This is a genomic window from Cellulomonas fimi, assembly GCF_028583725.1.
Taxonomy (GTDB): domain Bacteria; phylum Actinomycetota; class Actinomycetes; order Actinomycetales; family Cellulomonadaceae; genus Cellulomonas; species Cellulomonas fimi_B.
In genome coordinates this window covers 3,682,255-3,702,424 of sequence record NZ_CP110680.1, presented here as the reverse complement: position 1 = coordinate 3,702,424, position 20,170 = coordinate 3,682,255, and the positions used below count along the sequence as shown (strand labels likewise).

Below are 20,170 nucleotides of genomic sequence, written 5' to 3'. Positions count from 1 at the left end.
CCGCTGACCTAGGATCGCGGGGTGTCGTCGACCGCCCCCACCCCCGCGGACCCCGCGGACCGGCCCACGCCGGACCCGTCCGTGACGCCCGCCGCCGAGAGCCCGGTCCCGTCGGAGGCGGAGCTCCTCGCGACGGCGCGCCCGGCGACCGTGCGCCGCGCGCCGAAGTTCAGCGTCTTCATCGCCGCCGGCGCGATCGTCGGCATCGTCGTCGGCCTCGTCCTGGTCGCGGTGCTCAAGGCCCCCGGGGTCGAGTGGATCGCCGACGGGACCGGGTTCATCTGGTTCCTCGAAGGCGAGGGGGCGGTCCGCACGGTGACGGCCGTCGGCCTCGGCGTCCTCGGGGGCTTCGTCGGCGGTGCGCTGGCCGTTCTCGCCGACCGCCGCTCGCGCGACCCGCACGCCCGGCGCCGCTGACCGGGCCCGTGTGCCCGGGCGCGCCGGGCCGCGTGTCCGGACGCCGGGCGCGCCTGCGGGCGGCGCGGACCGGTGTGCGACCATAGGGCCGTGGCCCCCCGCGCAGACGGACGACTGAACCACGACCTCCTTCCCGGCGAGAAAGGCCCGCAGGACGCCTGCGGCGTCTTCGGCGTCTGGGCTCCTGGCGAAGAGGTCGCCAAGCTCACGTACTTCGGCCTCTACGCGCTGCAGCACCGTGGGCAGGAGTCCGCGGGCATCGCGACGTCGAACGGCCAGCAGCTCCTCGTCTACAAGGACATGGGTCTCGTCTCCCAGGTCTTCGACGAGACCGCGCTGAACGCCCTGCAGGGGCACATCGCCATCGGGCACGCCCGCTACTCCACGACCGGCGGCTCGACGTGGGAGAACGCGCAGCCGACGCTCGGCGCGACCGCGGCGGGCACGGTGGCCCTCGGGCACAACGGCAACCTCACGAACTCCGCCGAGCTCGTCGACCTCGTGGCCGAGCGGTACGGCAACCAGCGCCGCGGCGAGCTCGCGCGCGGCAACACCACGGACACCGCGCTCGTGACCGCGCTCCTCGCGGGCGACCCGGACCACACCCTCGAGGCCACCGCGCTCGAGGTCCTGCCCCGGCTGCGGGGCGCGTTCAGCCTCGTCTTCATGGACGAGCACACGCTCTACGCGGCGCGCGACCCGCAGGGCGTGCGCCCGCTCGTGCTCGGGCGGCTCGAGCGCGGCTGGGTGGTCGCGTCGGAGACGCCCGCGCTCGACATCGTCGGTGCGTCCTTCGTGCGCGAGGTCGAGCCCGGCGAGTTCATCGCGATCGACGCCGACGGCCTGCGCTCGACGAGGTTCGCCCCCGTCGACCGCGCCGGCTGCGTCTTCGAGTACGTCTACCTGGCCCGCCCCGACACGACGATCGCGGGCCGGTCCGTGCACGCCGCGCGTGTCGCGATGGGCCGTCGCCTCGCGATCGAGCACCCGGTCGAGGCCGACCTCGTCATCCCGGTGCCCGAGTCGGGGACGCCCGCGGCCGTCGGGTTCGCGACCGAGTCCGGCATCCCGTTCGGCCAGGGCCTCACCAAGAACGCCTACGTCGGCCGGACGTTCATCCAGCCGTCGCAGACGCTGCGCCAGCTCGGCATCCGGCTCAAGCTCAACCCGCTCCGCGAGGTCATCCGCGGCAAGCGGCTCGTGGTCGTCGACGACTCGATCGTCCGCGGCAACACCCAGCGCGCGCTCGTCCGGATGCTGCGCGAGGCCGGCGCCGCGGAGGTGCACGTCCGCATCAGCTCGCCGCCCGTGAAGTGGCCGTGCTTCTACGGCATCGACTTCGCGAGCCGCGCCGAGCTCATCGCGAACGGCCTCGGCGTCGACGCGATCGCGGCGTCCCTCGGCGCCGACTCGCTCGGCTACATCTCGGAGGAGGGCATGGTCGAGGCGACCGAGCAGCCGCGCTCGCAGCTGTGCACCGCGTGCTTCTCCGGCCGCTACCCGATCGAGCTGCCGCCCGCCGACCGCCTCGGCAAGCACCTGCTCGAGCAGAACGAGCTGCCCCTCGGCGCCCCCGAGGACGGCCTGCTGACCATCGTCCCGTCGACCGGTGGCGCGACCGCCCTGGAGCACCCGTGAGCACCCCGCACGTCACCTACGCCGACGCCGGCGTCGACACCGAGGCCGGCGACAAGGCCGTCGAGCTCATGAAGGACGCCGTGCGCGCGACGCACGGCCCGCAGGTCCTCGGCGGCGTGGGCGGGTTCGCCGGGCTGTACGACGCGACGATCCTCACGCGGTACCGCCGTCCGCTGCTCGCCACGTCGACCGACGGCGTCGGCACCAAGGTCGCGATCGCGCAGGCACTCGACGTGCACGACACCATCGGGTTCGACCTGGTCGGCATGGTCGTCGACGACATCGTCGTGGTCGGCGCGAAGCCGCTGTTCATGACCGACTACATCGCGACCGGCCGCGTCGTGCCGGAGCGGATCGCCGACATCGTGCGCGGCATCGCGGCGGCGTGCTCGGTCGCGGGCACGGCGCTCGTCGGCGGCGAGACCGCCGAGCACCCCGGCCTGCTCCGCCCCGACGAGTACGACGTGGCGGGCGCCGCGACGGGTGTCGTCGAGGCCGACCAGCTCCTCGGTCCCGACCGGGTGCGGGCGGGCGACGTGCTCGTCGCGCTCGGGTCGAGCGGCCTGCACTCCAACGGCTACTCGCTGGTCCGCAAGGTGGTCGAGGTCGCGGGCTGGGGGCTCGACCGGCACGTCGACGAGCTCGGCCGCACCCTCGGCGAGGAGCTCCTCGAGCCGACGCGCGTGTACGCGAGCGACGTCCTCGCGCTGGTCGAGCGCGCCGGCGTCGTCGGGATCCACGCGTTCAGCCACGTCACCGGCGGCGGGCTCGCGTCGAACGTCGCGCGCGTCCTGCCGCGCGGCCTGGTCGCCGACGTCGACCGCAGCGGTTGGCAGCTCCCGCCCGTCTTCTCGCTCGTGCAGCGGCTCGGCGGCGTGCCGTGGCACGACCTGGAGGGCACGCTCAACCTGGGCGTCGGCATGGTCGCGGTCGTCGCGGCCGACGCGGTGGACGCGGTCCTCGCGCACGCGTCGGAGCTCGCGCTGCCCGCGTGGGTGCTGGGCCACGTGCGTGACGCGGACCCGACGCTCGACGTGCCGGGGTCGCCGGACTTCGTCGCGGGGACGAAGGGCGTCGACGGGGGAGCCGTCCGCCTCTCGGGCAACTACCGCGTCTGATCCCGGGGACCTGCCGCGTTCGACGCGCGGGGATCACGGACGCACCGATCTCACGCACGCACCAACCGGCCGGTGACGCAGGACGTCACCGGCCGGTGAGTGTGTGGTGGAGTGACCGCTGTGCCGCACCGTGCGGGTCGGCGGGGACGGGTCCGGGCGACGACGACCTCAGCGGGGCGGAGGGGTCACGCTCGGAGGGGCCGTCACGCTGACCTCACGACCTCAGCCGTCGTCGGACCAGCGACGGTAGTCGTCGTCCTCGTCCCGGGACCAGTCACCTGTGTCGACGGCGCTGCCGCGACGCTCGGATCCCAGATCGTTGTGGCTCAGCGAGCCGAGCTCCTGCTCGAGGGCTCGGTAGTTGGTCTCGGGACTGAAGTACTTCAGCTCCCGGGCCACCTTGGTCTGCTTCGCCTTCTGACGGCCGCGCCCCATGGCATCGACCCCCTCTAACGTGGATGCGGGGCGGCACCGTGCTCACACGTGCGGCCCCGGGGTGCTGAATCGTCTCTTCGTGGGGCAACGGTACATGGTCCCGCGCTATTCCGACCACTCGCGGGCGAGCGACACACATCACGTCCGCCGCAGGGGTCGTGATGACCGATTCGTCGGGTTTAGGCTGACGGTACGGTTCGTGTAACGATGCATGATGAGAGTTGGATGAGAGTGATGCGGCATCCGTGACCATACTGTGTCCCGGAATGCGCCGTATGGCCGGTTCGTTCATGCTAGTGGGACAGCCCGCACCACCCGCACCGCCGCGCTACCGCGCACCGCACCAACCGCACCCGCTGGGGCGGACCCGACGTCTTCGCCGGCCGCCCGCACGCTCGCCGCAGGAGGCAGCTGATGACCGCTCACCCCGCAGAGTCCGAGGCGCTGCTCACGCCGTCCGAGGTCGCCACTCTCTTCCGGGTCGACCCGAAGACCGTGACCCGCTGGGCGAAGGCCGGGAAGCTCTCCTCGATCCGCACGCTCGGTGGCCACCGTCGCTACCGGGAGTCCGAGGTGCGCGACCTGCTCAACGGCGTCCCTCAGCAGCACGCGTCGGACGACTGACGCCCGTCCGACGACCGACCGGGGCGGGCGCTCCACCCGTCCGCCCCTCTCGCCGCCTCGTGCGGCCATGACGCCGGCGCCGTGAGGGCGCCGACGTCCTCGTGTCCGGACCGGACACCGCACGCCGACACCGGCCCCGGAGGAGCGTGCCGACTGCGGCCCCTGGGACGACGACGACGTCGTGACCCCGCCGCCGATGCCGCGCGGCCCCGCACCCGATCCGGGCCCCGTGCGTCACGACGACGTCCGCAGCCCGTGTGTCACGACGACCTCCGCACCCCGTGCGTCACGACGACGACCGCGGCGCCCGAGATGGCAGCGCCGCGGTCGGTCGGTCGATCAGGCCGTCAGGTGGTCAGCCCTTGCGGCGCAGCCCCGCCGCCGCGAGGAGCGCGACGACCGCCACGGCGCCGCCGATCACGGCGCGCGCCCGCTTCTGCCGGTGCGGGTCGGCGTCCTTGGTCGTGGCGTCCGACCACAGCCGCTTGGTGCCGTCGACGGCGCTCTTCGCCTGCGCGCGCGGGTCGAGGCGATCGGCGAGCGCGTCGACGGTCGCCGCGAGCTCGGCACGCGTGCGCGCGACCTCGCTCTCGGCCTCGACCATGCGCGGCGTGGTGATCGCCGGCTTCTGGTCCTGCGTCGCGTCGTCCTTCTTCGTGGTCTGGCCGCTCATGCGTTCCACCCCGCCTTCACGGCCTCGAGGTCCTCGTGCACGTTCTCGATCGCGCGTTCCGGCGTCGGGGGCGACCCGCGCTTGACCAGGCGGATGCCGACGAGCGCCAGGATCACCGTCACGATCAGCAGGAACACCGTGACGATCAGCGCCGCGAGCCACGCGTCCATCACGGTCGACAGGCCGAGGATCGCGGTCGTGATCGCGGCGGCCAGCACGTACAGCGCGAGGATGCCGGCCGCGGCCAGCAGTCCCGCACCGATCCCGAGCTGCTGCGCCTTGGCCTGGATCTCGGCCTTGGCGAGGTCGAGCTCGGCGCGGACCAACCGGGACGTCTGCTCGCTCAGGTCGCTCACGAGCTGACCGATGCTCCGGGTCTCGCCCGTCGGTCCTGGCTGCGTGGTCATGGTGACGCCTTTCCGTCGCTCGTCGCCCGGCGTCCTCGGACCGGGACTCCCAGTGTGCAAGCGCAGGTGGCGGGGCGCATCCGTGCGGCGCCGACGGGCGGCCGAGCGAGCGTCAGTCGGACCAGGGGTGGACCTGCTCCTCGGCGGGGTGGACCACCTCGTGAGCGCGCGTGACGCTCAGCGGCTGACCCTTCGGCAAACGGTGCCGGGCCCACGCCGCGAGGCCGCCCGCGACGATGATGAGCGCCGCGCCGACGAGCAGCGCCGCGAGCCACAGCTCGACGACGTGCGCCATGCCGACGACGGCGGCGGTCACGAACAGGGCGAGGCCGAAGAACGTGAGCAGCGCGGCGGCGCCGAACCCGATGGCCGACGGGCGGACCTGCACGGCGCGGGCGCGCACGCTCGCGCTGACGGCGTCGATCTCGGCCTGGATCGCCTCGCGGACCCGGTCCTCCGCCTGCCCGATCTTCTCGCGGGCGATGTCGGCGAACGGTTCGGTGAAGCGCTCGAAGAACGGCTTGCGCGGGCGCTCGGGGCCGGTGCTGCTCACGGGTTCCTCCGTCGGGGGACAGTGCGGTGCACGTCCCACCCTAGGCGGGCGAGCGCGTCCTGGTCGGGATCATCGGCCCAGGTCATACCGCCCGGAGACGCACGAAAGGCCCCCTGGTGATCCAGGGGGCCTTTCGTCGCGGTGGCTCCGACCGGCGTCGATCCGGTGACCTTTCGATTTTCAGTCGAACGCTCTACCAACTGAGCTACAGAGCCTCGGAACGAGAACGCCGGTCCGAGGACCGGCGCTTCGAGCGACCCCGACGGGACTTGAACCCGCGACCTCCGCCGTGACAGGGCGGCGCGCTAACCAACTGCGCTACGGGGCCTTGGTGGAACAAGGCCTTGCTGTACTGCTTCACTGCACCTGCTCGTACCCCCAACGGGATTCGAACCCGTGCTACCGCCGTGAAAGGGCGGGGTCCTAGGCCGCTAGACGATGGGGGCGTGTCCCGCCCCTGACGACGAGGCGCCGGATGACCGGAGACGAGCATACGGGAGCGGGGGCCGAACTCCAAAAGCGCTGCGCCCGGCCGGACGGACCGGGGAGGCGTCGGGGCCGTGAGCAGGCAGGATGGGAGCGTGGTGGAGATGTCGCGTGCCGAGTTCGAGGACGCCGTCCGCGACGCGCTCGACGAGATCCCGCCCGAGCTCGCCCGGCTGATCGACAACGTCGTCGTGCTGGTCGAGGACGAGGCGCCGTCCGACGACCCCGAGCTGCTCGGCCTGTACGAGGGGACGCCGCTCACCGAGCGCGGCGAGTGGTGGGCCGCCGGGTCGCTGCCCGACCGCATCACGATCTACCGCAACCCGACGCTGGCGATCTGCGAGGACCGCGACGAGGTCGTCGAGGAGGTCGCGGTGACCGTCGTGCACGAGGTCGCGCACCACTTCGGCATCGATGACGACCGGCTGCACGAGCTCGGCTGGGGCTGACCGCGCCCTCGGTGGCGTGACGGCGTCGCGCGCGCGGTCGGCTGTCGTCGCCGGCGGCTAGGGTCGGCGCATGGTCGCCGTCGGGATCGTGCTGCTGCCCCAGGACCGCTGGTCACAGGCGAAGGAGCGGTGGCGTCGGGCGGAGGAGTGGGGGTTCGACCACGCGTGGACGTACGACCACCTGGCGTGGCGCACGCTCGCCGACGGTCCGTGGTTCGCGACCGTGCCGCTGCTGGCCGCGGCCGCGGCCGTGACCGAGCGCATCCGGCTCGGCACGTTCGTGGCGTCGCCGAACTTCCGGCACCCCGTGCCGTTCGCCAAGGACGTGCTCGGGCTCGACGACGTGTCGGGCGGCCGGTTCCTGCTCGGGATCGGCGCGGGCGGCGAGGGGTTCGACGCGGCCGTCACCGGGCCGCCGTGGTCGCGGGGCGAGCGGACCCGGCGGTACGAGGAGTTCGTCACGCTGCTGGACCGGCTGCTCGTGCAGGCGTCGACCGAGTTCACCGGTGAGTTCTACGAGGCGCACGACGCGCGCATGATCCCCGGCACGATCGCGCAGCCGCGGGTCCCGTTCCTCATGGCCGCGGCCGGCCCCCGCACGATGCGGCTGGCCGCGCGGCTCGGGCAGGGCTGGGTCACCTACGGGCCGACGTACGACACCGAGGGCGCCGAAGGTGACCCCACGGGTGCGCAGGAGCGCTGGTGGGCCGGGCTCGCCGAGGTGTCGGCGCAGATGGACGCGGTCGAGGCCACCGAGGGTCGTGACGGGGTCACGACGCCGCGGCTGCGCCGGTACCTGAGTCTCGACGGTGCGCCCGTGTTCTCGCTGACGTCGCTCGACCTGGCCGTCGAGGGCGTCGAGCGCGCGGCGGCGCTCGGGTTCACCGACGTCGTCGTGCACTGGCCCCGACCCGACGGCGTGTACGCGGGCCGCGAGTCGGTCCTGGAGGCGTTCGCGGCCCGGCTCCCGGAGCTGCAGGCCCTCCCGGTCGCCCCGCGCTGACGCCGCCTCGTCGCGCGGGGCGGAGCGGGGCGGTGCGGGTCAGTGCGCCTGGCGGGCCTCCCACGCGGTCGCGACCATGTCGCGCAGCGTGTGCGTCATGCGCCAGCCGAGGTCGCGCGCGGCGAGCTCGCCCGACGCGACGATGCGGGCCGGGTCGCCGGGGCGCCGCGGGGCGACCTCGGGCTCGAACGGGATGCCGGTGACGTCGGCCATCGCGGTCATGATCTCGCGGACGGAGACCCCGTCGCCCGAGCCGAGGTTGTAGACGCGCTCGAGCGGGCGGCCGTCGGCGAGCGCGCGGGCGGCGGCGACGTGGGCGTCGGCGAGGTCGGCGACGTGGAGGTAGTCGCGCACGCAGGTGCCGTCGGGCGTGGGGTAGTCGGTGCCGTTGATGCGCGGCGTGCGGCCGGCGGTCAGGGCGTCGAGGACCAGCGGGAACAGGTTGTGCGGGCTGGTGTCGTAGAGGTCCGGCGTGCCCGAGCCGACGACGTTGAAGTACCGCAGCGACGTGTGCCGCAGGTCGGTCGCGCGGCCCTGGTCGCGCAGCAGCCACTCGCCGATGAGCTTCGACTCGCCGTAGGGCGACTCGGGCGTGGTGGCGGTGTCCTCGGTGACGAGGTCGACGTCGGGCGTGCCGTAGACGGCGGCCGACGACGAGAAGACGATCGCGCCGACGCCCTGCTGCGCCATCGCGTCGAGCAGGTGGGCGGTGCCCGTGACGTTCTGCTCGTAGGTGTGCAGCGGACGCTGGACGGAGACCCCCGCGTACTTGAACCCGGCGAGGTGCACGACGCCCTCGACCTCGTGCTCGGCGAGCGCGCGGGCGACGAGGCCGGTGTCGAGGATCGAGCCCTCGACGAACGCGACGTCGTCGGGGACGAAACCGCGGTGGCCGCTCGACAGGTCGTCGAGGACCACGGGAGGGATGCCCGCCTGCTGGAAGGCCCGCACCACGTGCGACCCGATGTACCCGGCACCACCCGTCACCATCCACGTCATGACGCCCACGGTACCGCACGCGTGTTGATCTGTGTTTGATCCTGGTCGAATCTGATCGGAAATTGATCGACTGTTGCTGCATCCAGCCGTGCCCTCCGCACGGAAGAGGACGTGTACTGCTGCATCCGTCCGGTGGCGCCGGGTCGAATACTCAGTAGGCTGACCATTCCGTCGGGGGCCGTGCCCACGATCACCCGCGGTCGCACCGAAGAAACCGGGAGGGCACGTGGACGAGGGCGACCTTGCCGTCGCCGGCGGGAGCCTGCGCTCCACCGCCGAGCTCGCACTCGCCGTGGAGGACGTCACCGCGCGGGCCGATGCCGCGCTGCGGGACCTGCTCGTCGAGCGCGCCGCCCGCGCGGGCCGGCACGCCGTCGAGGCCCGGACGCTCTGGGAGGACCTGAGCGCCACCCTCGGGGGCAAGCTGCTGCGCCCCCGCCTGGTCGCCGCCGCCTACCTGGGCCTCGGCGGCCGCGAGTCGTCCGTGGTCGTGCCCGTCGCCGCCGCGCACGAGGCGCTGCACGTCGCGATGCTCGCGCACGACGACGTGCTCGACCACGACGACCGCCGCCGCGGCCGGCTCAACGCCGGCGGGTCCGCCCGGCAGCGCGCCCGTGCCGCAGGGCTGCCCGAGCACGTCGCCGACGAGCGCGCGCTCACGGCCGGGCTCCTCGCGGGGGACCTCGCGCTCACGACCGCGTTCCGCCTGCTCGCACGCACCCCCGTGCCCGGCGACCTGCGTGAGCACCTCGCCGACCTGCTCGCCGACGGCATCGAGACCGCCGTCGCGGGCGAGCTGCTCGACGTCGTCTCCGAGTCGCTCGCGCCGCGCGACGTCGACGCGCTGCTCGTCGCCGCCCTCAAGACCGCCGAGTACACGTGCCGCTCCCCGCTGGCCTCCGGAGCCGCGCTCGCGGGTGCCGACCTCGACGTGCGGCGGCGGCTCGACGACGTCGGCGTCGCCCTCGGCCTCGCGTTCCAGCTCGCCGACGACGACCTCGGCGTCTTCGGCGACCCCGCCGCGACCGGCAAGTCCACGCTGTCCGACCTGCGCCGCGGCAAGCGCACCGAGCTGCTGCGCCTCGCCTACGCGGGCGCCGACCGCGCGGGCCGGGCCGTGCTCGACCGGTACGTCGGGCAGCCCGACCTCGACGAGCGCGACGCCGACCGCGTCCGCAGCGTCATGGTCGACTCCGGCGCGCTCGGCGCCATGCGCCTGCTCGTCGAGCGCACCGCCGACACCGCCCGCGCCCACGCCGCGCACCTGCCGCACCCGCTCGGCGACTACCTCGTCGGTGTGGTGGACGACCTGGCCGGACGGGGACACTGATGACCGTGGACCAGTCCCGCGGAGCGCCGCACACCGCACACGTGCGATCCGTCCGCCTCTACGACGCGACCGCCGGCCGCACCAGCGCGCTCGTCCTGTCCGCGTACTCGACGTCGTTCGGGATGGGCGCACGGCTGCTCGGCAAGCGCGCGCACCGCGACATCGAGGCGGTCTACGCGCTCGTCCGGCTCGCGGACGAGGTCGTCGACACCTTCCAGGGACCGACCGCCGCCGACGAGCTCGACGAGCTCGAGGCGCAGACGGTCCGGGCGCTCCGCACCGGCTACTCGACGAACCTCGTCGTGCACGCGTTCGCGCGGACCGCCCGACGCGTCGGCATCACGACCTCCGAGACCGAGCCGTTCTTCGCGTCGATGCGCGCCGACCTCACCGTCGAGGTGCACGACCGCGAGAGCTTCGACCGGTACGTGTACGGGTCGGCCGAGGTCGTCGGCCTCATGTGCCTGCGGGTCTTCCTCAACGCCGACCGCACGCCCGGCACCCCGCTCGTCGAGCCGGACGCCGAGCAGGTCGCGGGTGCGCGGGCGCTCGGCGCCGCGTTCCAGAAGATCAACTTCCTGCGCGACCTCGGCGTCGACGCGGGCGAGCTCGGCCGCACGTACTTCCCGGGCACCGAGCGCGGGCGGCTGTCCGAGGCGCAGCGGGCCGCCGTGCTCGACGAGATCGCCCACGACGTCGCCGTCGCGCGCGCCGCGCTGCCGCGGCTGCCGGGGCGCTCGCGGTACGCGGTCGCGGCGACGCTCGCGCTCTACGACCGGCTGCTCGACGACCTCGCCGCACAGCCGGTCGACGCGCTCGTGCGTGCCCGGGCGAGCGTCCCGGCGCCGGTGAAGGCGCGGGTGGTCGCGGCCGCGGTGGCCCGTGAGTGGTGGGACGTGCGACGCGGAGGTCAGCAGGCGTGACGACGACGGCACCGCGCACCCGTCCGGCGGGTGCGCCCTCACCCCGCGCCGGCGCGCCCGACGGCGGGCCGGGCCGCGTCGTCGTAGTGGGCGGCGGCATCGGTGGGCTCATGACGGCCGCACTGCTCGCCCGCGGGGGAGCGCGCGTCACGCTGCTCGAGCGGCACGACCGCGTCGGCGGGCGGATGGGCACGCTCACGCTCGACGGGTTCCGGTTCGACACCGGGCCGTCCTGGTACTTCATGCCCGAGGTGTTCGCGCACGCGTTCGCGCTGCTCGGCGAGCGCGTCGAGGACCACCTCGACCTCGTGCGCCTCGACCCGGCCTACCGCCTGTTCACCGAGCCGGACGTCGCCGGCGGGCCCGCCGGCGGCTTCGACCTCACCGGTGATCCCGAGACCAACTGGGCCACGTTCGAGGCGCTCGAGCCCGGCGCGGGCGAGGCCGTGCGGCGCTACGCGCAGGACGCGTCGACGGCCTACCGGACCGCGCTCGACCACTTCCTGTGGACCACGTTCCAGCGCCCGGACCGGCTGCTGTCGGCGCCCGTCGTGCGCCGGGCCGGCACGCTCGTCGACCTGCTCACGCACACGCTCGCCGAGAAGATCGAGAGGACCGTCGAGCACCCCGTGCTGCGGCAGGCGCTCGGGTACCACGCGGTGTTCCTCGGCTCGTCGCCGTACCGCGTCCCCGCGCTGTACTCGCTCATGAGCCACCTCGACCTCGTCGACGGCGTGCAGTACCCGCGCGGCGGCATGTACACCGTGATGGAGGCGCTCGAACGGCTCGCCGTGCGCGAGGGCGTCGAGATCCGGACCGGCGCGGACGTCGTCGCGATCGAGGTCGACGACGTGCCGTGGTCCGCGCGGACGCCGCGGCGCACCGGTGTCGCGCGCGGCGTGCGGCTCGCCGGCGGCGAGCTCGTCGAGGCTGACGTCGTCGTCTCCGGCGCCGACCGGCACCACACCGAGACTGCGCTGCTCGAGCCGCGGCACAGCGACCACCCCGCCGCGTCGTGGGAGCGGCACGGCCCGGGCATCTCCGCGCTGCTCGTCATGGCCGGTGTGCGCGGGTCCCTGCCCGAGCTCGCGCACCACTCGCTGTTCTTCACGCGCGACTGGCCCGGGAACTTCGACGACATCCTCGGCACCGGTCGGTCGACCGCGCCCGCCGACCTGCGCGTCCCCGAGGTCGCGTCCGTGTACGCGTCGCGCACCACCGCGACCGACCCGACCGCCGCGCCGCCCGGCCACGAGAACCTGTTCCTGCTCGTGCCGTTCCCCGCCGACGCGTCGCTCGGCGACGGCCCGCCCGGCAGCCCCGAGCGCGACGTGGTCGAGCGGCACGCCGACCGGTTCCTCGACCAGGTCGGCGCGTGGGCCGGCATCGACGACCTGCGCGGACGCGTCGTGACGCGGCACGTCGTCGCGCCCGCCGACTTCGCGCGCGACCTGTCCGCGTGGCGCGGCACCGCGCTCGGCATGGAGCACACGCTCGCGCAGAGCGCGATGTTCCGGCCCGGCGACGCGTCCGCACGCGTGGCGAACCTGCTGCACGTCGGCGGCGGGACGATCCCCGGCGTCGGGCTGCCGATGTGTCTCATCAGCGCCGAGCTCGTCGCGAAGCGGCTGCTGGGGGAGACGTCGACGCGCCCGCTGCCCGCGCCCCTGCGACGGGGGTTCCTCGACGCCGCACGCCCGGCGGGCCTCTGGTCCGGCGTACGGTCGGGCGCATGACGGGACTCGCCTACCTGGGGGCGCTCCTGCTGTCCCTCGGTGGCCTCGCGCTGCTCGACCGGCGGTTCCGGCTCGCGTTCTGGGAGGACCCGCGACGCGCCGGGTGGACCGTCGGGATCGGCGTCGCCGCCTTCCTGCTGTGGGACGTCGCCGGGCTGCTGCTCGGGATCTTCGCGCGCGGGGACTCGCCGCACATGACCGGGATCCTCCTCGCGCCCGAGCTGCCGATCGAGGAGGTCTTCTTCCTCACGCTGCTCTGCTACGTCGCCCTGCTGGCGTGGCGGTGGTTCGACCGGACCGCGTCGCTGCGGGCCGCGGGCGCGCGGGCGCTGCGGGCGTCGTCGTCCGGCTCGGGCGGGTCGGAGGAGGCGTCGTGACGAACATCGTCCTCAACGTCGCGGTCCTCGTCGTGCTGCTCGCCGTGTCCTGGCCCGTGCTGCGCCGCCTGCGCGGGTGGCCCGTCGTGTGGACGGTCGTGCACCTGTGCGTCCTCACGGCCGTCTTCGACACGCTGATGATCGCCGCCGACCTGTACGTGTTCGACCCGTCCAAGATCCTCGGGATCTACGTCGTCGGGGCACCGCTGGAGGACTTCGCGTACGCGATCGCCGCCGCCGTCGGGATGCCCGTGCTGTGGACCCTGCTCGGTCGCCGGCGTCGCGCGGCAGCGACCGACCCGGTGGACGGGCCGTCGTCGGGGGCCGGTGACGGGACCGCGGGCGAGGGGGCGGGGTGAAGGAGGTCCTCGCCGCGTCGCGGCCGTTCTCCTGGATCAACACCGCCTACCCGTTCGCCGCGGGGTACCTCATGGCGACGCAGGGGCGGATCGACGTGACGCTCGTCGTCGGCACGCTGTTCTTCCTGGTCCCGTACAACCTGCTGATGTACGGCGTGAACGACGTGTTCGACTACGCGTCCGACCTGCGCAACCCCCGCAAGGGCGGGATCGAGGGCGGCCTCGTCGCCCCCGAGCGCGCGCGCGCCGTGCACCGCCGGATCCTGTGGGCCAGCGCGCTGTCGGTGGTGCCGTTCGTCGTCTACCTCGTCGCCGTCGGGTCCGTCGCGTCGACCGTCGTGCTCGCCGTCGTGCTGTTCCTCGTCGTCGCCTACTCCGCACCCGTCCTGCGGTTCAAGGAGCGGCCGTTCCTCGACTCGTTCACGTCCGCGATGCACTTCGTCGGGCCGCTGCTCTACGCGCTCGTGCTCGTCGACGCGGACCTGTCGGCGCCCACCGTCTGGCCCGTGCTCGTCGCGTTCGTGCTGTGGGGCATGGCGTCGCACGCGTTCGGGGCCGTGCAGGACGTGCGCGCCGACCGCGAGGGCGGCATCGCGTCCGTCGCGACGGTCCTCGGTGCGCACGCGACCGTCGTCCTGGCGACTGTCGCCTACGTCGCCGCTGCGGCCGTCCTGCTCGTCGTGCCGTGGCCCGGCGTGCTCGCCGCGATCCTGCCCCTGCCCTACGCGGTCTCGACCGCGCTGTTCTGGCGCGTGACCGACGACGACTGCGAGCGCGCCAACGTCGGCTGGCGGCGCTTCCTGTGGCTCAACCTCGTCACCGGCTTCCTGGTGACGATGCTGCTCATCGCGATCGCGCGGACCTGACGGCGCGGCTCCCGGTCAGGCCGTCAGCGGGCCCGACTCCGGCAGCGGCGCGTCGGCGTCGAACGCCGGGGCCAGCAGCTGCGTGACCGTCGCCCAGCCGCGCGCGAGCAGCCCCGCGTCCGTGTCGGGCTCGCGCGTGATCTCGACGTCCGAGTACGTGAGCTGCAGGTGGCCGTGCTCGAGCTCGTGGATCCGCGCCTGCACCGCACCGAACGACGCGAGCGGCGCCTTCCGCAGCCCCCGCACCTGCTCGACGGGCAGGTCCGGCACGTTGAGGTTGAGCACGCGGTCGCCCGGGCAGTGCTCGACGACCCAGTCGAGGACCGGCCGCGCGAACGCCGCCGCCGTCTCCCAGTGCCGGGGCTCGTGGTACGCGATCGACACCGCGAGCCCCTTGATCCCGTGCGTCGCGCCCGACAGCGCGGCGCCGACCGTGCCCGAGTGCAGCACCGCGTGCCCCGTGTTCGCACCGCGGTTGACGCCCGACAGCACGACGTCCGGCTTCGGCCCGAACCCGCCGTACGCCGCGACGAATGCGATCAGCCCGGGCGCCGCGCGCACCGCGAACGACGGGATCTCGTCGGGCAGCCCGGGCGACGGCTTTGACGCGACGATGAGCCGCCCGTCCTGCTCCGCGCCGAGCAGCGACGCGCTCGCGCCCGACGACTCGCGCGCCGGGGCGGCGACCACCACGTCGTGCCCCGCGTCCGCGGCCATCACCGCGAGCGTCGTCAGCCCGGGGGAGTCGATCCCGTCGTCGTTCGTCACGAGCACCCGCATGCCGCCACCTCTCGTCGTCGTCCGGCCCCCGTCCATCGGACCCGACCGGACGCCCACCCGCCACCCGACGGCACCCGCGACCCACCCGCCCGCCCACCCGAGACGGCCCCGTCGACCCGCCGCCCACCCGAGACGGCCCCGTCGACCCGCCGCCGCCCACCCGAGACGGCCCTGTCGACCCGCCGCCGCCGACCAGCCGACGGCCGACCCCGGTCCGGTCACCGCACCGGCGGCCTCTCGGTACCCACCCCCGGGTCGTCCGCCGACCGACCGTCGACCCGGGTCTGGTGACCGCTACGCCCCGCTTTCCGGTACCCAGCCCCGGGTCGCCGGTCGTCTGCCGCAGTGCCTCGCGGACAAGGCCGGGGCGGACTGGGCCGCGGCCGACGGTGGTCGGTCCGTCGGGACCGGTCGTGCCCAGGGGGAGGGGCTGGTCAGGGTGAGTCGTCGGTGGGGCGGACGACGACGCGGCGGGCGAAGCGCTCGATCTGCTCGCGGCGACCCGTGCCCAGGCCACGACGCGTCACGTTGAGCGCACCCGCCGCGGCACCCAGCCGCACGGCCTCGGCGAGCGTCAGCCCGCGACCGAGCCCGACGGCGATGCCTGCGGTCATCGAGTCGCCGGCGCCGCGGTGGTCGACGACCGTGATCGGCGGCGGCGACACCTCGCGCACGTCCTTGGCGGTGACGATGAGCACCGGCTCGCCCGCACGGGACACGACGACGGCCTCGAGACCCCGCTCGACGAGCCGTCGTGCCCCGTCGCGCAGGTCGTCGAGGCTGTCGGAGTCGGCGAACCCGCCCTCCAGCAGCTCCTCGTGGCTGATCTTGAGCACCGCACCTCCGGCGTCCGCGAAGGCGGCGGCGGCCCGGCCGGAGAGGTCAGCGACGACCGTCTGACCGGCGGCGCGCAGGTCGCCCGCGAGCCGCCCGACGACCGCGGCGGGCAGGATCCGCGGCGGGTCCGCACCGGTGAGCACGGTGATGTCCGCGTCCATCGCCTCGACGAGGACCGTGCCGTAGAGGTCGTCGAGCTCGTGCCGGTCGAGCGGGTGCGGCGGGGTCTCGGCGATCTCGCGCCGGTCGCCGTCGCGCCGGTCGTGCACGTAGGCGCCGTTTCCGCCCGCGTACGCGGTCGGGCGGACGCGCAGCCGCTCGACCTCCGCGAGGTGCGCGAGCACGGTGCCGGTCTCGCCGCCGAACGGCCCGCACACGACGACGTCGGCACCGAGGGACACGGCCATGCGCCCGACCCACAGGCCCTGCCCGCCGGCGTGCACGTGCACCTCGGGGTGCGACTCCTCGCTCGTCGGCGCCTCGATCGTGACCGTCAGCAGCGGCGTCGGCGCGAGCACGCACACGCGCGGCCCGGCGGACGGGTCGACGCTCCGGTCGTGCGCTGCTGGCATGCGTCGAGTGTGGTGGCGGCGGCTGTCGGGCGCGCGCCGAGAGCGGTGCGCGGGCCGGTCACGCTCGGCAGGCCGACGCCGCGCCGCTGCCGGCCCTCGTCACGGCTTGTCGGGCGCGCGACCGCGGACCTCGTCGGCCGCGAAGCGCACGTGCGACGCGGCGAGCTTCGCGCGCGCGGCGGCGCCCAGGTCGACGCCGAGCACGTCGGCGAGGCACACGAGGTAGATGAGGACGTCCGCCATCTCCTCGCCCGCGCGGGCCTTGCGCTCGGGGACGGCGAAGGTCGCGACGGCGTCGTCGGCGCGGACCCACTGGAACAGCTCCGCGAGCTCGCCGACCTCGCCGACGAGCGCGAGGATCACGGACTTCGGGTCGTGGAACTGCTGCCAGTCCCGCTCGGTGGAGAACTCCCGCACCAGGCGCGTGAGCTCGGCGATCTCGCGCTCGTCCGACGTCGTCACGGCGTCAGCCTGGCACGACGGTCGCCGGCCGGGGGAGCGGCGTCCGGCGTGCGGCCCGTCATGCCGGCGGCGTGAACTGGCTCGCGGTGAACACCGCACCCTGCGGGTCACGGACCGTCACGGTGCGGGTCCACGCGGAGTCGTCGGTGCCGAGCACGGTTCCGCCGTGGCGCACGACGAGGTCCGCCGTGGCGTCGCGGTCGGCGACGGCGAACGTGACGTGCCAGTGCGGCGGGTCGTGGGGTGCTGCCGGGACGAGCCAGCCGATCGCGTCGGCGAACCCGGCGGGCGCGGAGACCTCGTCCTGCCGCTCGTGGATGCCGGGGTCGACGGTCGCGGCGAGGTGGTCGCCTTAGCCGGGCACGCGGACCATCGTGCCGAAGCCGAGGTCGCTGAACTCCCACCCGAAGGCGCGGGTGTACAGGTCGCGCGCGTCCTCGGCGTCGGGGGTGTGCAGGTCGCTGAAGTTCCAGGTGCCCGGGGCGTTGGTGATCTGCGCGCCGAGCCGGCGATGCGCCTGCCACAGCCGCAGCCCCGCGCCCTGGCGGTCGGTGAACGCGGCCCACGTGCCGCCCTCGCCGGCGACGGTGGGGCCGGTGGTGACGGTGCCACCCGCCGCCTCGACCCGCGCGAGGGCCGCGGCGACGTCGTCGACCGCGACGTACGTCTGCCACGACGGGTCGGTCGACGGGGTGCCCGTCGGTGTCGCCGGTCCGCCGATGCCGGCCGCGTCCTGCCCGTCGACCTGCGCGATGACGTAGCGGACGGGTGTGCCGGGTGGCGTCGCGTCGTGGAACGTCCAGCCGAGGACGGCGCCGTAGAAGCGAGTGGCTGCCTCCACGTCGTCCTGCTCGACGTCCACCCAGGACGTCACGCCTGCGGGATAGGTGCGCTGCACGGTCGCCCCCTCACGTCCGTCGTCGTCCGGTCGTCGGGCCTCGACTCCACCGGTGCTGGACCGGCGGGGTGTCGCGGGCTCGACGACGACGCTACGACCGACCACCCACACGAACGAGTGGCGGTGCGCTCACTCGTTCGAGTGATCAATTCGCCTGTGTGGAGCAGCCGCGCAACCGCTTGCCCGATCCTGGGTGACACGTGTCCGTGGGAGCGGTCTCAGCGCCTGTGACCAGCGTCAACGCAGTCGTCCACAAGCGGTTGACCTGCACTCCCGCCGCTGCGGCGGGGCATCCGCCGGGGCGTCGGGGCGCACGCGGCGTCGTTGACCGCCCTTCCGGGCCGTCGCTACTGTCGCAAGTGAACCATTAGTGAGTGATCTTTACAAATCGCCAGGTTCCACCACTCCCCCCAGGAGGCCAGATGCGACCCCGGTTCCACCGACCCTCACGACGCCGACGGGCGCTCGCCGCGACGGCGATCGCCGCCGTCACCGGCGTCGTCGCGGCGCTCGTCGCCGCCAGCCTGCCCACCGCGGCGACCGCCGCCGGATCCCTCACCGCCACGTTCACCTCCGCGGGCGACTGGGGCACCGGCCACCAGATGTCCGTCAAGGTCAGCAACGGCACCACCGCGACGATCCCGACGTGGACCCTCGAGTTCGACCTGCCCAGCGGCGTGCAGATCACGAGCGCGTGGGACGCCGACGTCACCCGCACCGGCAACCACTACAAGGTCACCGGCAAGAGCTGGGCGGGCGCGCTCGCCCCCGGCGCCACGCAGTCGTGGGGCTACGTCGCCTCCGGCGCGCTCAAGATGCCCACCGGGTGCACCGTCAACGGCGGCGCCTGCACCGGCGGCCCCGGCCCGTCGCCGACCAGCCCGACCCCCACGCCCACGACCCCGACCCCGACACCCACCACCCCGACGCCGACCCCGACCGACCCGGGCACGCCGTCCGGCCAGAAGGTCGTCGGCTACTTCGCCGAGTGGGGCGTCTACGGGCGCAACTACCACGTCAAGAACATCCAGACGAGCGGCTCCGCGTCGAAGCTGACGCACATCCTCTACGCCTTCGGGAACACCACGGGCGGCCGCTGCACCATCGGTGACTCGTACGCCGACTACGAGAAGGCCTACACGGCGGCCGACAGCGTCGACGGCGTCGCCGACACGTGGGACCAGCCGCTGCGCGGCAGCTTCAACCAGCTGCGCAAGCTCAAGGCCATGAACCCCGGCCTCAAGGTGATCTGGTCCTTCGGCGGCTGGACCTGGTCCGGCGGCTTCACGCAGGCCGCGCAGAACCCCGCCGCGTTCGCGGAGTCCTGCTACAACCTCGTCGAGGACCCGCGCTGGGCCGACGTGTTCGACGGCATCGACGTCGACTGGGAGTACCCGAACGCGTGCGGCCTCACCTGCGACAGCAGCGGCCCGAAGGCTTTCAACAACGTCGTCACCGCGCTGCGGAACAAGTTCGGCTCCAAGGCGCTCGTGACGGCCGCGATCACCGCGGACGGCAGCAACGGCGGCAAGATCGACGCCGCCGACTACGCCACCGCGGCACAGAAGCTCGACTGGATCATGCCCATGACGTACGACTACTTCGGCGCGTTCAACCCGCAGGGCCCGACCGCCCCGCACTCGCCGCTCACGTCGTACTCCGGCATCCCGCAGGCCGGCTTCAACTCCGCGGACGCGGTCGCGAAGCTCAAGGCCAAGGGCATCCCGTCGAGCAAGATCCTGCTCGGCATCGGCTTCTACGGCCGCGGATGGAACGGCGTCTCGCAGACCGCCCCCGGCGGCTCCGCGACCGGCCCCGCCCCGGGCACCTACGAGCAGGGCATCGAGGACTACAAGGTCCTCAAGAACCGCTGCCCGGCCACCGGCACCGTCGGCGGCACCGCCTACGCCAAGTGCGGCAGCGAGTGGTGGAGCTACGACACCCCGTCGACCATCGCCGGGAAGATGTCCTGGGCCAAGAGCCAGGGCCTCGGCGGCGCGTTCTTCTGGGAGCTGTCGGGTGACACCTCGAACGGCGAGCTCATCACGGCCATCAACAACGGCCTGAAGTAGCGCGCGCCGGCGCGGCGACGCGGCCCCGGACCCCTCCACTCTCCTCGGGTCCGGGGCCTCGTCGTCCCCGGGATCGCCCGTGCCTGGACCGGTCGGCCGCTCGACCGCCCGGCCCTCGGCGCGTCAGCCGACCGGCCGTCCGCCGCGCGGCCGCCG

At 73.9% G+C, this 20,170-nt stretch carries 23 protein-coding genes and 3 tRNA genes; 13 read left to right on the top strand and 13 right to left on the bottom strand.

The window, feature by feature from the left end; genetic code table 11:
- The first annotated feature begins 21 nt into the window (after positions 1-21).
- The 3 genes from OOT42_RS16655 (at position 22) to purM (ending at position 3,173) form a co-directional block, all read left to right on the top strand.
- The gene (locus OOT42_RS16655; RefSeq protein WP_273652269.1) at positions 22-417 is read left to right on the top strand and encodes a histidine kinase; all 396 of its coding nucleotides are present in this window, start codon (positions 22-24) and stop codon (positions 415-417) included.
- A 90-nt stretch (positions 418-507) separates the two neighbouring features.
- Positions 508-2,055, top strand: a complete 1,548-nt coding sequence (gene purF / locus OOT42_RS16650; RefSeq protein WP_273652268.1) for an amidophosphoribosyltransferase — start codon at positions 508-510, stop codon at positions 2,053-2,055.
- The gene (purM, locus tag OOT42_RS16645) at positions 2,052-3,173 is read left to right on the top strand and encodes a phosphoribosylformylglycinamidine cyclo-ligase (protein WP_273652267.1); all 1,122 of its coding nucleotides are present in this window, start codon (positions 2,052-2,054) and stop codon (positions 3,171-3,173) included. The genes purF and purM overlap by 4 nt, the downstream gene beginning before the upstream one ends.
- Before the next feature lie 222 nt (positions 3,174-3,395).
- Here the strand turns inward: purM and OOT42_RS16640 are convergent, their stop codons facing one another.
- Entirely contained in the window at positions 3,396-3,608 is a 213-nt protein-coding gene (locus OOT42_RS16640; RefSeq protein ID WP_124343037.1) for a DUF3073 domain-containing protein, read from the bottom strand.
- A gap of 414 nt (positions 3,609-4,022) precedes the next feature.
- Between OOT42_RS16640 and OOT42_RS16635 the strand changes: the two genes are divergently transcribed.
- Complete coding sequence (locus OOT42_RS16635; protein WP_124343038.1) at positions 4,023-4,232, top strand: BldC family transcriptional regulator; 210 nt, start codon at positions 4,023-4,025, stop codon at positions 4,230-4,232.
- Positions 4,233-4,587: 355 nt separating this feature from the next.
- On the opposite strand, the gene OOT42_RS16630 is transcribed toward OOT42_RS16635, so the two are convergent.
- The 6 genes from OOT42_RS16630 to OOT42_RS16605 form a co-directional block, all read right to left on the bottom strand.
- Positions 4,588-4,905 (bottom strand): DUF3618 domain-containing protein, encoded by a 318-nt coding sequence (locus OOT42_RS16630; RefSeq protein ID WP_273652266.1) that lies wholly within the window; start codon positions 4,903-4,905, stop codon positions 4,588-4,590.
- Complete coding sequence (locus OOT42_RS16625; RefSeq protein WP_273652265.1) at positions 4,902-5,312, bottom strand: phage holin family protein; 411 nt, start codon at positions 5,310-5,312, stop codon at positions 4,902-4,904. The genes OOT42_RS16630 and OOT42_RS16625 overlap by 4 nt, the downstream gene beginning before the upstream one ends.
- Positions 5,313-5,424: 112 nt before the next feature.
- Positions 5,425-5,865 (bottom strand): phage holin family protein, encoded by a 441-nt coding sequence (locus OOT42_RS16620; protein ID WP_273652264.1) that lies wholly within the window; start codon positions 5,863-5,865, stop codon positions 5,425-5,427.
- A gap of 142 nt (positions 5,866-6,007) precedes the next feature.
- Positions 6,008-6,080: transfer RNA gene (locus tag OOT42_RS16615), tRNA-Phe, on the bottom strand.
- 39 nt (positions 6,081-6,119) lie between these two features.
- Positions 6,120-6,193 (bottom strand) — tRNA-Asp (locus tag OOT42_RS16610).
- A gap of 45 nt (positions 6,194-6,238) precedes the next feature.
- Positions 6,239-6,311: transfer RNA gene (locus OOT42_RS16605), tRNA-Glu, on the bottom strand.
- A 144-nt stretch (positions 6,312-6,455) separates the two neighbouring features.
- Here OOT42_RS16605 and OOT42_RS16600 point away from each other — a divergent pair.
- Both OOT42_RS16600 and OOT42_RS16595 read left to right on the top strand, forming a co-directional pair.
- Positions 6,456-6,800 carry a metallopeptidase family protein gene (locus OOT42_RS16600; protein ID WP_273654873.1) on the top strand — a complete coding sequence of 115 codons (345 nt, stop codon included), beginning with the start codon at positions 6,456-6,458 and terminating at the stop codon, positions 6,798-6,800.
- Positions 6,801-6,870: 70 nt separating this feature from the next.
- A complete protein-coding gene (locus OOT42_RS16595) occupies positions 6,871-7,803 on the top strand; it encodes an LLM class flavin-dependent oxidoreductase (RefSeq protein ID WP_273652263.1) in 933 nt (310 codons plus the stop codon).
- A 39-nt stretch (positions 7,804-7,842) separates the two neighbouring features.
- Here the strand turns inward: OOT42_RS16595 and galE are convergent, their stop codons facing one another.
- The gene (galE, locus tag OOT42_RS16590) at positions 7,843-8,802 is read right to left on the bottom strand and encodes a UDP-glucose 4-epimerase GalE (RefSeq protein WP_273652262.1); all 960 of its coding nucleotides are present in this window, start codon (positions 8,800-8,802) and stop codon (positions 7,843-7,845) included.
- Positions 8,803-9,028: 226 nt separating this feature from the next.
- Between galE and OOT42_RS16585 the strand changes: the two genes are divergently transcribed.
- The 6 genes from OOT42_RS16585 to OOT42_RS16560 are packed head-to-tail and all read left to right on the top strand — an operon-like array spanning position 9,029 to position 14,393.
- Positions 9,029-10,132 (top strand): polyprenyl synthetase family protein, encoded by a 1,104-nt coding sequence (locus tag OOT42_RS16585; protein ID WP_273652261.1) that lies wholly within the window; start codon positions 9,029-9,031, stop codon positions 10,130-10,132.
- A 41-nt stretch (positions 10,133-10,173) separates the two neighbouring features.
- Positions 10,174-11,055 (top strand): phytoene/squalene synthase family protein, encoded by an 882-nt coding sequence (locus tag OOT42_RS16580; protein WP_273652260.1) that lies wholly within the window; start codon positions 10,174-10,176, stop codon positions 11,053-11,055.
- A complete protein-coding gene (gene crtI, locus OOT42_RS16575) occupies positions 11,052-12,791 on the top strand; it encodes a phytoene desaturase family protein (protein WP_423775921.1) in 1,740 nt (579 codons plus the stop codon). The genes OOT42_RS16580 and crtI overlap by 4 nt, the downstream gene beginning before the upstream one ends.
- Positions 12,788-13,168 carry a lycopene cyclase domain-containing protein gene (locus OOT42_RS16570; protein WP_273652259.1) on the top strand — a complete coding sequence of 127 codons (381 nt, stop codon included), beginning with the start codon at positions 12,788-12,790 and terminating at the stop codon, positions 13,166-13,168. The genes crtI and OOT42_RS16570 overlap by 4 nt, the downstream gene beginning before the upstream one ends.
- The gene (locus OOT42_RS16565; protein WP_273652258.1) at positions 13,165-13,527 is read left to right on the top strand and encodes a lycopene cyclase domain-containing protein; all 363 of its coding nucleotides are present in this window, start codon (positions 13,165-13,167) and stop codon (positions 13,525-13,527) included. Before OOT42_RS16570 ends, OOT42_RS16565 begins: the two co-directional genes overlap by 4 nt.
- Positions 13,524-14,393, top strand: coding sequence for a prenyltransferase (locus tag OOT42_RS16560; protein ID WP_273652257.1), 870 nt, complete (start codon positions 13,524-13,526; stop codon positions 14,391-14,393). Before OOT42_RS16565 ends, OOT42_RS16560 begins: the two co-directional genes overlap by 4 nt.
- A 15-nt stretch (positions 14,394-14,408) precedes the next feature.
- On the opposite strand, the gene surE is transcribed toward OOT42_RS16560, so the two are convergent.
- The 5 genes from surE to OOT42_RS20250 form a co-directional block, all read right to left on the bottom strand.
- Complete coding sequence (gene surE, locus OOT42_RS16555; RefSeq protein WP_273652256.1) at positions 14,409-15,173, bottom strand: 5'/3'-nucleotidase SurE; 765 nt, start codon at positions 15,171-15,173, stop codon at positions 14,409-14,411.
- Positions 15,174-15,607: 434 nt separating this feature from the next.
- Positions 15,608-16,582: a 1-phosphofructokinase family hexose kinase gene (locus tag OOT42_RS16550; protein WP_273652255.1), complete on the bottom strand. Its 975-nt coding sequence runs from the start codon at positions 16,580-16,582 to the stop codon at positions 15,608-15,610.
- A gap of 99 nt (positions 16,583-16,681) precedes the next feature.
- Positions 16,682-17,044, bottom strand: coding sequence for a nucleotide pyrophosphohydrolase (locus tag OOT42_RS16545; RefSeq protein WP_273652254.1), 363 nt, complete (start codon positions 17,042-17,044; stop codon positions 16,682-16,684).
- Between the two features lie 58 nt (positions 17,045-17,102).
- Entirely contained in the window at positions 17,103-17,312 is a 210-nt protein-coding gene (locus OOT42_RS20255) for a VOC family protein (protein WP_337251898.1), read from the bottom strand.
- 84 nt (positions 17,313-17,396) lie between these two features.
- Positions 17,397-17,918, bottom strand: a complete 522-nt coding sequence (locus OOT42_RS20250) for a VOC family protein (protein ID WP_337251877.1) — start codon at positions 17,916-17,918, stop codon at positions 17,397-17,399.
- A gap of 446 nt (positions 17,919-18,364) precedes the next feature.
- Between OOT42_RS20250 and OOT42_RS16535 the strand changes: the two genes are divergently transcribed.
- Entirely contained in the window at positions 18,365-20,014 is a 1,650-nt protein-coding gene (locus OOT42_RS16535; RefSeq protein ID WP_273652253.1) for a glycosyl hydrolase family 18 protein, read from the top strand.
- Positions 20,015-20,170 lie beyond the last annotated feature (156 nt).

Coding starts and splice junctions, on each gene's coding strand:
- OOT42_RS16595 (WP_273652263.1), top strand. CDS start 6,871: ATGGTCGCCGTCGGGATCGTGCTGCTGCCCCAGGACCGCTGGTCACAG.
- galE (WP_273652262.1), bottom strand. CDS start 8,802: ATGACGTGGATGGTGACGGGTGGTGCCGGGTACATCGGGTCGCACGTG.
- OOT42_RS16630 (WP_273652266.1), bottom strand. CDS start 4,905: ATGAGCGGCCAGACCACGAAGAAGGACGACGCGACGCAGGACCAGAAG.
- OOT42_RS16640 (WP_124343037.1), bottom strand. CDS start 3,608: ATGGGGCGCGGCCGTCAGAAGGCGAAGCAGACCAAGGTGGCCCGGGAG.
- OOT42_RS16535 (WP_273652253.1), top strand. CDS start 18,365: ATGCGACCCCGGTTCCACCGACCCTCACGACGCCGACGGGCGCTCGCC.
- OOT42_RS16600 (WP_273654873.1), top strand. CDS start 6,456: ATGTCGCGTGCCGAGTTCGAGGACGCCGTCCGCGACGCGCTCGACGAG.
- OOT42_RS16625 (WP_273652265.1), bottom strand. CDS start 5,312: ATGACCACGCAGCCAGGACCGACGGGCGAGACCCGGAGCATCGGTCAG.
- OOT42_RS16570 (WP_273652259.1), top strand. CDS start 12,788: ATGACGGGACTCGCCTACCTGGGGGCGCTCCTGCTGTCCCTCGGTGGC.
- surE (WP_273652256.1), bottom strand. CDS start 15,173: ATGCGGGTGCTCGTGACGAACGACGACGGGATCGACTCCCCCGGGCTG.
- OOT42_RS16635 (WP_124343038.1), top strand. CDS start 4,023: ATGACCGCTCACCCCGCAGAGTCCGAGGCGCTGCTCACGCCGTCCGAG.
- OOT42_RS16550 (WP_273652255.1), bottom strand. CDS start 16,582: ATGCCAGCAGCGCACGACCGGAGCGTCGACCCGTCCGCCGGGCCGCGC.